This is a genomic window from Rhizobium sp. C4 (assembly GCF_021026315.1).
In the GTDB taxonomy this organism is placed as follows: domain Bacteria; phylum Pseudomonadota; class Alphaproteobacteria; order Rhizobiales; family Rhizobiaceae; genus Ensifer_A.
Window position 1 is genome coordinate 371895 of the sequence record NZ_JAJNCX010000003.1, and the last position, 12960, is coordinate 384854.

The following is a 12960-nucleotide window of genomic DNA, read 5'->3' on the forward strand; positions in this document are numbered from 1 at the left end:
TTATTTTCCTCGGGGAGCAGCAGCACGCATCAGGCGATCATTGATCGCTTCGCCCAATCCTGTCATGGGAACGGCCGCAATCGCAATCGAAAATGCACCCGTCCGGTCTGCCGCGCGCAGCGTCGAGAAGAGATTGGCCGCCGCCTCGCGCAGGTTGCCGGAAGGGCTCAGATCGAAGATCGCGACCGCCTTGTCGGCATCGACAATCGTCTGCCCACCGAAATTGATCAGCGCCTCGCCAAGCGACACGCGGGTCGCATTGAGCCGCACCTTGGCGTCGGGCGCATAATGCGATGCGAGCATGCCCGGCGCTTCGATGGCCGCCGTCTGGCTGACATCGCGAAGCACCCGCCCGCCGATGACGCGCTCGATATCCTCGACCGAAAGCCCGCCGGGACGCAGCAGATGCACGCCCGTCTCGTCCGATTTGACGATGGTCGATTCAACGCCGACCTTTGTTTGTCCGCCATCGAGAATGACGCGCAGCTTCTGGCCGAGATCGTCTTCGACATCGATTGCCGTGGTCGGGCTGATGCGGCCGGATGTGTTGGCGCTGGGGGCGGCAAGCGGCTTGCCGAAGCGGGCAATCAGCTTGCCGGCAAAGCCGGCGGGAACGCGGAGGCCGACAGTCGAGAGGCCGGCGGTTGCCAGCGGATGGATCTCGCTGCCCGGCTTCAGCGGCACGACCAGCGTCAGCGGCCCCGGCCAGAAGGCGAGCGCCAGCTTGCGCGACATCGTGTCGAACTCGCCATATTGCTCGGCCATCGCAAGATCGGAGACATGGCAGATCAGCGGGTTGAAGCGCGGGCGGCCCTTCTTTTCGTAGATGGCGGAAATCGCATAGGGACTGGTCGCATCCGCCGCGAGCCCGTAGACCGTCTCGGTCGGGATCGCCACCGGCTCTTCGCGGGCAAGCGCCTTCAGCGCCGCGTCCATCCCGGCTTCCGCTTCTGTCTCAATGTCGTAGATCGTCGCCATGCGCACCCTTCCGTAGGGCTTCACTACACGCCCGTGCGGTTGAAATGCAATGGATGAGTGGAAAGGCTTTCTGAGCCGTCACTGAAATATCAGCCGATGGCGCGGATGATGGCGCGCAGCTGCTCGTTACGCGCGCCCAGCATCAGCACGTTCTTCATCGCCGTCTTCGGATCATGGGTGCGGAAGAGCAGCCCGTTGCCGCGCACCGCAGTGTTGATCGTCAGCTTCTTCTTGTCGCCGTTCTGGTCTGCCGCCATGGCGACCGCGAAATACATCCGGCCCTGGCGCGGGTTGATGTGCTCGAAAAAGCTCTCCGACGTTCCGATCTCGGCCAGAAAGTTCGCGATGTAGAAGCCCCAGGTCACATCGTCATATTCGGCAAATTTCGTCTTGGAGGCCGTCACATGGCAGTAGCCGAGATGCGGGGCGGCGGCCAGCGTGCGGTGGAAGATCAGCTTGGGAAACTGGATGGCGCGGTGAAACCCGTTCAGCCGCTCATGCGTCGTCTCGCCGGCGCGTTCGAGCCGCTTGCCGGTAATGGCCGCCACCTCTTCATAGCTGAGATAGCGCTTCTCTTCCTCGACCCAGGTATCTTCAGGCCGGACGATGCGTCCGGTACGCAGAAATTCCGAATGCACGGCAACAGGAAGCCGTGATTTCTTCTTCATCCTGCTGCTGTCGAAATATCTGAGAACCGGCATGTCCATTAAATCCGCCACTCAACCAACCCAAATTCTGCCGCAACATGGTTAATCTTTTATTGACCCTGGATTGCTCAGGACTGGAGTGCTGAGCCGGTTTTGCATCGTCTTCGCAGGGTCTGCAGCGGGCTGAATTCCGCCCTTGACGTTGACGTGCACGTAAAAATAAACTAGCCATTGGACGAATTGACAAACGTGCGCAACACCTTGTGTATGGGCGCGAAAATTGTCGGGAGGATTATCGATGTACAAGGCGCCTGTTGAAGAAATCGCGTTCACGCTCAAGCATGTGGCGGGTATCGGCGAAGCCATGGAGCAGGGACTGCTCGGCGATCTGAGCGAAGATCTGCTGGATGCGATCCTGACCGAGGCTGGCCGTTTTGCCGAAGAGGAAGTCGCACCGCTCGCCGACAATGGCGACAAGCAGGGCGCGCGCCTCATCGACGGTGCGGTCAAGACGCCGGATGGCTGGGCCGATCTGTACAGGCGCTGGGCCGAAGGCGGCTGGAACGCGCTGGCCTGCCCCGAAGAATTCGGCGGTCAGCACCTGCCGCAGTCTCTGCACATGGCGACATTCGAAATGTGGAATGCCTGTTCGCTCGGCTTCTCCCTCGGCCCGATGCTGACCATTGGCGCCATCGAGGCGCTCAATGCGCATGCCTCCGATGCGCTTAAGGAAAAATACCTGCCGAAGATGGTCTCGGGCGAATGGATGGGGTCCATGAACCTCACCGAGCCGGGCGCCGGCACCGATCTCGGCGGCATGAAGAGCCGCGCCGAGCGCCGCCCCGACGGCACCTATCGCATCTTCGGCCAGAAGATCTTCATCACCTACGGCGAACACGATTTCACCGACAACATCATCCATCTGGTGCTGGCGCGACTTCCCGATGCGCCCCGCGGCTCCAAGGGCATCTCGCTCTTCCTCGTGCCGAAATTCTTCGTCAACGATAATGGGTCGCTCGGCGCCCGCAACGACCTGCACTGCCATTCGATCGAGCACAAGCTCGGCATCCACGGCTCGCCGACCTGCACGATGATCTATGGCGACGGCAAGTTCGGCGACGAGGCCGGCGCGGTCGGCTGGCTGGTCGGCGAGGAGAACAATGGCCTCGCCGCCATGTTCACGATGATGAACAACGAACGCCTCGGCGTCGGCATGCAGGGCGTCGGCATTTCCGAAATCGCCACGCAGAAGGCAACCGCCTATGCCCGTGATCGCCTGCAGGGCCGTGCGCCCGGCTGGAAGGGCGAGGGCATGATCCCGATCATCGAGCATCCGGACATCGCCCGCACACTGCTGACCATGAGGGCGCTGACCCAAGGCTCGCGCGCCATCACCTATGCCTGCGCCTTTGCCATCGACATGGCGGCGCGGCTGGAAGACGGCGAGGCCAAGCGCCACTGGCAGGAGCGCGCCAACCTCCTGACCCCGATTGCCAAGTCCTTCCCGACGGACGCCGGCGTCGAGATCGCCTCGCATGGCATCCAGGTCCATGGCGGCATGGGCTTCATCGAGGAAACGGGCGCGGCGCGCTACTATCGCGACGTCCGCATCACGCCGATCTATGAAGGCACCAACGGCGTTCAGGCCGGCGACCTTGTCGGCCGCAAGCTCACCCAATCCGGCGGCAACCATGTGCGCGGCTTCATCGCCGAACTCAGGGAGATTGCCGATCAGGTTCGCGCCTCCAATCTCGTGGGCTTCGGCAACACAGCCGCCAAGCTCGACGCCTCGATTGCCGATCTGGAAGAAGCCTCCGAATGGCTGCTGTCGACGCTCGCCGCCGGCAAGGCTGCGGACGCCGCAGCCGGTGCGACCGCCTATCAGCGCCTCTGGGGCCTGACGCTCGTCGGCAGCTACCTCGCCAAGGGTGGCCTGGTCGATGCCGGCGATGGCCAGCAGCCCGGCCGCATCGCGCTCTGCCGCTTCGCAGCCGAGAACCTGATTTCGGAAACCGGCTCGCTCAAGGATCGCATCATCAACGGCGCGGATGCGCTGGCTGCCGCGCGCATCCTGCTCGCGTCGTGATCGTATCTCGGGAGGAAACGATGACTGACCATATCCTGATCGAACGCCCCGAGGCACATCCGGGCGTTCTCGTCGTCCGCATGAACCGGCCGGACAAGAAGAACGCTCTGACGCGGGCGATGTATGAAACCATGGCCAACGCGCTGGTCGACGCCAACAGGGATGACAGCGTTCGCGCCGTCGTCATCTTCGGCGTTCCCGGCAGCTTCTCCTCCGGCAACGACCTTGCAGACTTCATGGCTATTGCCGTTGATCCGCAGGCCGGCCGCGATGTGAACCGCTTCATCTTTGAGCTGGCGCGCTTCGAAAAGCCGCTTCTGTCAGGCGTCGATGGTCTGGCCATCGGCATCGGCACGACGATGAACCTACATTGCGACATGACGTTTGCCACCGCGCGCACCGAATTCCGCACGCCTTTCGTCGATCTGGCGCTGGTGCCGGAAGCGGCCTCGTCGCTCATCGGTCCCCGTGTCATGGGCCATCAGCGGGCCTTTGCCATGTTTGCCGCCGGCATCGGTTTTTCCGCCGAGGAAGCCCGCGAGGCCGGGCTCGTCTGGAAGGTCGTTGCCGAAGACGCGGTTGAGGCCGAAACCCTGAAAGCCGCAGATCATCTCGCCTCGCGCCCGCCCAAGGCACTGGCGCTGGCCCGCAAGCTGCTCAAGGGCTCGGTCGGTGAGGTCGAGGCCCGCATGAGCGAAGAGCTTGTCCATTTCGGCAACCAGCTGAAATCGCAGGAAGCCATGCAGGCTTTCCAGGCTTTCATGAGCCGCAAGAAATAAGCCAAGCGGCGATATCTCAAGATAGCGGACAGGGCGGCGAAAGCCGCCTTTTCCTTATCCGAGGATGATCTTCTGGACGAAGTAGATCGCTGCCTTGACCATGCCGTAGATCACGCCACCGGCGATCACCATCGAGACGACGAAGGCGCCGAGCCCGGCCAATGTCCAGACACCATCGCGGCCGAGAATGCCGAAGCAGAAGATGCAGATCGTCAGCGCCGGCAGCATGTTGCCGAGCGGCACGGGCAGCAGCAGCACGACCGCGAGGATGAGGCAGAGCAGGCCGACGAAATATTCGAATGGCGGCTCGGTGAGGAAGGACAATCGCATCTTCAAAAGCCGCTCGGCCCAGGCGAGCCAGGGATGCGCCTTGTTGATGATGGTGGCGAAATCCGCGCGCGCCATCGACCGGTCGGCGATCAGCGCCGGCAGCCACGGCTTCATGCCAAAGGTCAACTGGGCTGCCAGGAACACGAGCGGCGCGCCGAGAATGGCGGACGTGCCCGGCGGCGTCGGCATGACGTTCGGAAAAGCAAAGACCAGCATCAGCGCGCCGATCGCCCGGTCGCCAAGCGTATCAAGCAGATAGCGGATCGAAATGCGCTCATTGGTCGTATCGTCGGCGATCTTCCGCAAGATTCGTGATGTTCTCATCCGCCGCTTTTTGGGAGCCGCTTCCTTCACGATACCTGCCACCTGATCGACCATGTATGCCGCAATCCTTACGCTATTTCTTGGGCCGCTCCAATGCAGCCACGACTTCGACATGCGGCGACCAGAGAAACTGATCGATCGGCGTGACGGAGACCACACGGTAGCCGCCAGCAACGAGGATCGAAAGATCGCGCGCCAGTGTCAGAGGATTACAGCTTACCGCGGCAATTTTACGAACTGTTGAACGCGCAAGCTCTTTTGACTGCGCTTCTGCGCCCGCGCGCGGCGGATCGAAGACAACGGCGTCGAAATGTTTCAGCTCGCTCGTCATCATCGGCCGGCGGAAGAGATCGCGCCGCTCGGTCGTCAGAGGCTTCAGGCCCTGACGCCTGCGTGCAGCCTGTTCCAGCGCCGCGACGGAGGGCGCATCGCCCTCAACGGCATGAACCTTTGACTGCTGGGCAAGCCGGAGCGCAAATGTGCCGGAACCGGCGAAGAGATCGGCTACGGCCTTCGCCTTGCCGACAATCCCGCTGACCAGCTGCGCCATGGCGTCTTCCGCCTCGACGGTTGCCTGCGTGAAGCCGCCTGCGGGAGGGCTCGCCTCGATGTCGCCGAAACGCACGATCGGGCGCGTCGGCTCGATCAGGATTTCGCCATCCACGCTGACGCGGGCAATGCCGCGCAGCTTCAGGATGATGGCAATGGCCGCCTGACGCTGCTGATCGGAAAGTTTCGGCATGCCTTCGACGGAAATGTCGAGCCCGGTCAGCGTTTCCAGCACAGCCATGCGGAAGGCTTCGGCATTGGGCGCCAGCGCCCGGCCGACGATGCGAATGTCATCCAGCCGTGCCACGATCGAGGGTTTCAGCACGGGACATTCGGAAATGTTGACGATGTGATGGCTGCCGGCCTGGTTGAAGCCGAGCAGCAGTTCCTTCTCGGTCTTGCGCGCCGCAAAGACCGCGCGCCGACGCTCGCCGGGATGGGCTGCAACCAGCGCGCCGACGTCGACATCGATGCCCTTGGAACGCAGCGCGTTGATCACAAGCCCGCGCTTGAACTCGGCATAGAGCGCAGGATCCACATGCTGCAGCGAACAGCCACCGCAGGCGCCGTTCTCGCCATCGGGGCCAAAGTGCCGACAGACGGGGGCGATGCGATCGGGCGAGGGCTCCGTCAGTGCCATGATCGTGCCTTGCGATTTTTCAACCGCGGCCTTCAGCCGGTCACCGGGATGGGCGAAGGGTACGAAGACAGGCCCGTTGGCCGTTTCAGCCACGCCGTCGCCTTCGGCGCCCAGCCGCGTGATGTCGAGTGTCATTGCGCTCACGCCTTGCGACCTCCAAGCAGATATTCATGATTTCCGTCGCCGCCCGCAATCGGGGAGGCGGTGATGCCGAGAGATGTCCAGCCGGGCTGCGTTGTGAGCCACACGGCCATCTCGGCGGCGATGCGTTCGCCGGTGGAGGCATCCTTGAGAATGCCACCCTTGCCGATCGCCTCGCGGCCTGCCTCGAACTGCGGCTTGACCAGCAGAACACAGAAGGCGCCGGGTGCTGCCAGCGACAGCGCAGGCGGCAGGGCAAGCTTCAGCGATATGAAGGAGACATCGGAGACGACCGCGCCGATGGAGCGGCCTTCGAGATGTGCCGAATCCAGCTCCCGCGCATTCAGCCCTTCCAGATTGGCAATGCGCGCATGGCCGACAAGGCTCTCGTGCAACTGATCGTGACCGACATCGACTGCCGTCACATGCCGGGCGCCACGCTCCAGCAGAACCTGCGTGAAGCCGCCCGTGGAGGCGCCGATATCAAGACAGTCGAGCCCATCGGGCGACAGGCCGAAATGGTCGAGCCCGGCAATCAGCTTCAACGCCGCGCGCGACACATAGGCCTGCGCCGGATCATCGATCTCGATGGCCGCGGTCGGCGAAACGGTCTGTCCCGGCTTCGTCACCGGCTTGCCGTCGACACGCACGGTGCCGCGCGCGATCGCGTCGCGGGCGCGCGAGCGGGTCGCAAAATGGCCCTGCGCGACGAGCATCTGGTCGAGCCGCTGTTGATCAATTGTTGTCATGCCGCCGTCTTGGCCTGCGTATTGAAACAACGCAAGGAAAATCGGTGTCCGGCGACGTGCCGGCCGTTTGCATTCTCCCTCAGGCGGCTCGCTAGGTTTCGGTACAAGGCATTGAAAACATACGTCATTTGACAATTGTCAATTTCGAATTTTAGCATCCCTTAACGGATTCCTTGATAGTGTCTGAGACCAAAGGCTTCGCTCCCACGCGGAGCGGATGGAGCTTGCCCATGTTGTCCAGACTTCGTGCACTTCCCCTGACGGCGCAGATCCTCTTGAGCGTATCCGCCGTGCTGATCGCCGGCGAGGCCCTCAAGGTCGCGACCGACATTGCCGGCGACCGACGGCGGATCGAGACCAATGGCGAGCTGCGCGGCAATGCCGCCCTCGACATGCTGGAGGCGGTCCATGTCCAGGCGATGCTCAATCGCGGCCAGATCGAGGATGGCGACCCGGCGGTGGAAACGCTGAACGGCACGATGACGCAGTTTTCCAAGTCCAATGCCGGCATCGGCATCTGGATCGTCATGGCCGACAAGGTAATGAATTTCCAGAAGCAGCAGGGCAGCCGGCAATTGCCGGCGCATGACGAGTTCGACAAGCAGGTTCTCTCCTCCAGGGAGCGTGCCGCGACGGTGGAGAACGGAACGACGCTGCGACTCTCGCGGCCCGTCATTCTCGGGCAGGGGAGTGCGGCCGACGAGCGCTGCGGCACCTGCCATACCGGCATGATGGATATCCAGCCGGGCGAGGCCATGGGCGTCTACAGCGCCGCCGTCGATCTCGGCCCCGATCTTGCCGCCTGGCAGGAGAGGCTGAAAGGCCGTATCCTGACCGGCGTCGGCACGCTGGCCGTGACGCTGATCCTGATCTTCGGCCTCCTGCGCCTTACGACATTGCGCCCGCTGCGCCGTCTGGCCGCGCTGACCAGCCGGCTTGCCGCCGGCGATCTCTCAATTTCGACCGGCATGGCGCGGCGCAAGGACGAAATCGGCGCGCTGGCCCGCTCGCTTGATGTCTTCCGCGACGCGTCCGCCGCCAACAAGCGGCTGGAAAAGGAGGCGGAAGAACATCGCCTGACGGCGGAGGCCGATCGCCTCGCCGCTCAGGAGAAGGCGGAGGCCGATGCAGCCGAGCGCCTGCGCATCGCCACATCCGGCCTTGCCGGGGGGCTGAAACGTCTCGCCTCCGGCGATCTCTCCGTCAGCCTCGATAGCCGCTTTGCGCCTGAATTCGAGGAGTTGCGCAAGGACTTCAACGAATCCGTGCGCCAGCTGGGCGAAACGCTGGTCGCGATCCGCGACGCGGCCGGCTCGATCGACCAGGGCAGCAGCGAGATTGCGTCCGGTGTCGGTGAACTCTCGAAGCGCACCGAAAGCCAGGCCGCCTCGCTCGACGAGACGACGGAAGCGCTGGCTCAGATCACCCAGCATGTTGCCTCCTCCGCCAAGCGTGTTGCCGAAGCGCGCACGGTGGCAGCCCAGGCCAATGACAGCGCCCGCAAGTCCGGAACCGTGGTGGCCAACGCCGAAGAGGCGATGGGCCGCATCGAGGAGTCCTCCGCCAAGATCGCCAACATCATCAGCGTCATCGACGAGATTGCCTTCCAGACCAATCTTCTGGCGCTGAATGCCGGCGTCGAGGCCGCACGCGCCGGCGATGCCGGCAAGGGCTTCGCGGTCGTGGCACAGGAAGTCCGCGCATTGGCCGGCCGTTCGGCAGATGCTGCACGCGAGATCAAGACGCTGATCGAGAATTCCTCCCGCGAGGTCGCCGGTGGCGTTGCCCATGTCCGCGACACGGGCGAGGCGCTGAACATGATCAGCGGCCACATCGTCTCGATCAACGAGTTGATGGATGCCATCACCAAGGCAAGCGGCGAGCAGTCTACAAGCCTCGATGCCGTGAACCGCGCGCTCGGCACGCTGGATCACGTCACCCAGCAGAACGTGTCCATGGTGGAGCGCACCGATGCATCGACGACAGGCCTCGCCAACGAGGCCTCGCATCTGCGCGAAATGGTGGGACGGTTCAGGCTGATCGGCGACCACCGGACGGACCGGCGCAGCGACGCCGCCTGATCTCTTGCCGGCCGATCTCTTGCCCGAAGGCCTGCGCCGTGCTTATCGTCTGTCCACGACTTGAGGGGATGGACAGTGATGACGAAGACAGCGCAAACCCTGTGTGCTCTGGCGGCGGTTGGCTTTTCAGCGGTTGCCGCGCCGGCGCTTGCCAATGACTCGACCGCGCAGATGAAGACCGGCGGCCTCGAATTCGTCCAGACCGACGATATCGAGATGGCCGAAGAGAAGCTTTATGTTTCGCCCGAAAAGGTGACGGTCGAATATCGCTTCCACAACAAGGCGAACAAGGACATCGAGTCGCTGGTCGCCTTTCCGATGCCGGACCTCGAGAGCGGCGTCGAAATCAATGTGGCGATCGACTACGATGCCGGCGACAACTTTCTCGGCTTCACGGTCAACCAGGACGGCAAGGACATCAAACCGGAACTCCAGCAGCAGGCGCTGGTCCATGGCGTCGATCTGACCGACCGCCTGAAGGCGCTCAACATTCCGCTCATCCCCAATTCGCAGGCCTCGACTGCAGCACTTGAGAAGCTGCCGGCCGACAAGCTGGCCGAACTCGTGACGCTTGGCCTGGTGCGCGTCGATCAGTGGGACGACGGCAAGGGCATGAAGGATCACCCGACCTCGAACTGGACGCTGCGCTCCGTCTACTGGTGGAAAACCGTCTATCCCGCCGGCAAGGATGTGATCGTCAAGCACGGCTACAAGACCAGCGTCGGCGGCACGGTTGACGTGACCTATCTCGACGAAAACGGCCAGCCCAAGGGCGAGCAGTGGAACGACTATCTCAAGCGCTACTGCCTCGACGACAACATGGTCAAGATCGCCCAGAAGAGCTGGAAGGCAAATCAGGAAAACAAGGGTCCGCTCTATGTCGAGAACTGGATTTCCTACATCCTGATGACCGGCAACAACTGGGCCGGCCCCATCGGCAAGTTCACGCTGACGGTGGACAAGGGCAAGCCGGAAAACGTCATCAGCCTCTGCGGCGACGGCATCAAGAAGACGGGCGCCACGACGTTTGAAATGCAGAAGACGGATTTCTATCCCGAGCGGGATCTGGAAATCCTGCTGCTGGTGCCGGCGAATTTTCAGCAGTGAACAGTGCGGCTGCATCCCGGATTGCGAAACATCCGTCGCTTCTGTAATTTTCTATGCAATTTTGTTGCCTCAACCAACTTATATAAAGGAGGTGAACAATGGATGTTGGTCTCAAAATGAAGTTGCTCGAAGCGATTATGTTGTATATTTTTTCCGGCCCAATTTTATTTAATTTCATTTGTAAATTTATAAGACCGACAACATTTTATTTAGATAACGGCTTTTATTTTTCAAAGATATTGGAATATATATCTATAGTGGTGAAGATATTCAAAATCCGGAGGAGGAGAAGAAGTACAGATTAAGCCAGAAGGCTACGTATTTCTTCGGTATTCCGTTCTTTATTTTTGTGTCCGGCTTTATTCATGTAGGTTCAATATATAATATTTATTATTATTGGAAAAACTGGTGACAAATTCATGCGGGCGAGCTTTGCCTGAAGCAGGCGGCAACCGCATTGGCCCAAGGCCCGACGATCGGAAGGCTGTAAACTATTTGCGCTCAACTCAGCGACAGAGGCGTAACACCTCAAGCTCGCTGCGTCAGATGCGCCGTGCCCAGCGCCTCAAAAACCGTCCTGACGATGCCTGCGCGATCCAACCCGGCCTTGGCATACATCGCCTCGGGCTTGGCCTGATCCATCCACACATCCGGCAGAACCATCGGGCGAACCTTTAGCCCGCCGTCGATCAGCCCTTCGCGGGCGAGGAATTGCAGCACATGGCTGGCGAAGCCGCCAATCGAGCCTTCCTCGATGGTCACAAGAACCTCGTGCTCGCGGGCGAGCCGGCGGATCATGTCCTCGTCCAGCGGCTTGGCGAAGCGCGCGTCGGCGACCGTGGTCGAGAGACCCGCAGCCTCCAGGTCTTCCGCCGCCAGCAGACATTCGGCCAGACGCGTGCCGAACGAGAGGAGGGCGACCTTGGTGCCTTCCTTGGCGATGCGGCCCTTGCCGATCGCAAGAATCTCGCCGCGCTCCGGCATGTCGATGCCGACGCCTTCGCCGCGCGGATAGCGGAAGGAAATCGGGCCCTCGTCATAGGCAACCGCCGTGCGCACCATATGCTTCAGCTCCGCCTCGTCGCTTGCCGCCATGACGACGAAGCCGGGCAGGAGCGCGAGATAGGCGGTATCGAACGAGCCCGCATGCGTCGGCCCGTCGGCGCCGACAAAGCCGGCGCGGTCGATGGGGAAGCGCACGGGCAGCTTCTGGATGGCGACGTCATGCACGACCTGGTCATAGGCGCGCTGCAGGAAGGTCGAATAGAGCGCGGCAAAGGGCTTCATGCCGTCGCAGGCAAGCCCGGCGGCAAAGGTCACGGCATGCTGCTCGGCAATGCCGACGTCGAAGGTGCGCGTCGGATAGGCCTCGGCAAACTTGTCGAGCCCGGTGCCCGAGGGCATGGCGGCGGTGATCGCCACGATCTTGTCGTCGCTCGCGGCTTCCTGCACCAGCGTCTCGCCGAAGACGGACGTGTAGCTCGGCGCATTCGGCTTCACCTTGGCCTGCGCCCCGGTGATGACGTCGAACTTGTTGACCCCGTGATACTTGTCGGCGGCGGCTTCCGCCGGGGCATAGCCCTTGCCTTTCTGCGTCACGACATGGATCAGCACCGGACCCTGCTGGTTGTCGCGCACATTGCGCAGCACGGGCAGGAGATGTTCGAAGGAATGGCCGTCGATCGGGCCGATATGGTAGAAGCCGAGCTCCTCGAACATCGTGCCGCCGGTGACGTAACCGCGCGCGTGTTCGACGGCGCGGGTAATGGCGCGGTCAACCGTCTTGCCAAGATAGGCCGTCAGCTTCTTGCCGAATTCGCGCACGCCCATATAGGTGCGGCCCGAGGCGAGGCGGGCCAGATAGGCGCTCATCGCGCCCGTCGGCGGGGCAATCGACATGTCGTTGTCGTTAAGGATGACAATGAGGCGCGCATCGAGCGCACCGGCATTGTTCAGCGCCTCGAAGGCCATGCCGGCCGACATCGCGCCATCGCCGATCACGGCAATCACGCGCCGGTCGCTGCCCTGCAGGTCGGCGGCGACAGCCATGCCGAGGCCGGCGGAGATCGAGGTCGAGGAATGGCCGGCGCCGAAGGGATCGTATTCGCTCTCGCCGCGCTTGGTGAAGCCGGAAAGCCCGCCTTCCTGCCGCAGCGTGCGGATGCGCTCGCGGCGTCCGGTCAGGATCTTGTGCGGGTAGCACTGGTGGCCGACATCGAAGATGATGCGGTCGTCGGGCGTGTTGAAGACCTTGTGCAGCGCGATCGTCAGTTCCACCACGCCAAGCCCGGCGCCCAGATGTCCGCCGGTCTTGGAAACGGCATCGACCATCTCGGCGCGCAGCTCGGAAGCCAGCTGCGGCAGATCGCGGTCTTCAACCTGTTTCAGGTCCGCCGGATAATGGACGGTGTCGAGCAGAGGGGTGGAGGGTACGCTCGTCAATGGATCTCGGCCTTCTACAGCAATTCCGGCAAACTTGCGTCGCCGTGTTCTTTCCGGAACCGCATTTACAAAAATACTGGAAGCAAGTCAGCCGACAGGACTGTCGC

Annotated in this window: 10 protein-coding genes; 4 read left to right on the forward strand and 6 right to left on the reverse strand. The window is 62.3% G+C overall.

The genetic code is table 11. The features are described 5' to 3' along the window. Together LQK84_RS08205 and LQK84_RS08210 are read right to left on the reverse strand one after the other, a co-directional pair. Window positions 1–978, reverse strand: coding sequence for an L-threonylcarbamoyladenylate synthase (locus tag LQK84_RS08205; RefSeq protein WP_230828200.1), 978 nt, complete (start codon window positions 976–978; stop codon window positions 1–3). Window positions 979–1067: 89 nt separating this feature from the next. Continuing rightward, window positions 1068–1679 carry a DUF6656 family protein gene (locus LQK84_RS08210; RefSeq protein ID WP_230828201.1) on the reverse strand — a complete coding sequence of 204 codons (612 nt, stop codon included), beginning with the start codon at window positions 1677–1679 and terminating at the stop codon, window positions 1068–1070. Between the two features lie 244 nt (window positions 1680–1923). On the opposite strand from LQK84_RS08210, the gene LQK84_RS08215 reads away from it, so the two are divergent. Both LQK84_RS08215 and LQK84_RS08220 read left to right on the forward strand, forming a co-directional pair. Next, window positions 1924–3711: an acyl-CoA dehydrogenase gene (locus tag LQK84_RS08215; RefSeq protein WP_230828202.1), complete on the forward strand. Its 1788-nt coding sequence runs from the start codon at window positions 1924–1926 to the stop codon at window positions 3709–3711. 20 nt (window positions 3712–3731) lie between these two features. Beyond that, entirely contained in the window at window positions 3732–4490 is a 759-nt protein-coding gene (locus LQK84_RS08220; RefSeq protein WP_230828203.1) for a crotonase/enoyl-CoA hydratase family protein, read from the forward strand. Between the two features lie 54 nt (window positions 4491–4544). Here LQK84_RS08220 and LQK84_RS08225 read toward each other — a convergent pair whose 3' ends face one another. The 3 genes from LQK84_RS08225 to LQK84_RS08235 all read right to left on the reverse strand — a co-directional run bounded on the left by LQK84_RS08225 (window position 4545) and on the right by LQK84_RS08235 (window position 7223). Continuing rightward, window positions 4545–5126, reverse strand: a complete 582-nt coding sequence (locus LQK84_RS08225) for an exopolysaccharide biosynthesis protein (protein WP_230828204.1) — start codon at window positions 5124–5126, stop codon at window positions 4545–4547. A gap of 91 nt (window positions 5127–5217) precedes the next feature. Then, a complete protein-coding gene (locus LQK84_RS08230) occupies window positions 5218–6477 on the reverse strand; it encodes a class I SAM-dependent RNA methyltransferase (protein WP_230828205.1) in 1260 nt (419 codons plus the stop codon). Further along, on the reverse strand, window positions 6474–7223 hold the full coding sequence (locus tag LQK84_RS08235) for a TlyA family RNA methyltransferase (protein ID WP_230828206.1): 750 nt from the start codon (window positions 7221–7223) through the stop codon (window positions 6474–6476). Before LQK84_RS08235 ends, LQK84_RS08230 begins: the two co-directional genes overlap by 4 nt. A 230-nt stretch (window positions 7224–7453) precedes the next feature. Between LQK84_RS08235 and LQK84_RS08240 the strand changes: the two genes are divergently transcribed. Together LQK84_RS08240 and LQK84_RS08245 are read left to right on the forward strand one after the other, a co-directional pair. After that, the gene (locus LQK84_RS08240) at window positions 7454–9304 is read left to right on the forward strand and encodes a methyl-accepting chemotaxis protein (RefSeq protein WP_230828207.1); all 1851 of its coding nucleotides are present in this window, start codon (window positions 7454–7456) and stop codon (window positions 9302–9304) included. A 78-nt stretch (window positions 9305–9382) separates the two neighbouring features. Further along, window positions 9383–10411: a DUF4424 domain-containing protein gene (locus tag LQK84_RS08245; protein WP_230828208.1), complete on the forward strand. Its 1029-nt coding sequence runs from the start codon at window positions 9383–9385 to the stop codon at window positions 10409–10411. A 528-nt stretch (window positions 10412–10939) separates the two neighbouring features. Here the strand turns inward: LQK84_RS08245 and dxs are convergent. After that, complete coding sequence (gene dxs, locus LQK84_RS08250) at window positions 10940–12853, reverse strand: 1-deoxy-D-xylulose-5-phosphate synthase (RefSeq protein ID WP_230828209.1); 1914 nt, start codon at window positions 12851–12853, stop codon at window positions 10940–10942. Window positions 12854–12960: the final 107 nt, after the last annotated feature.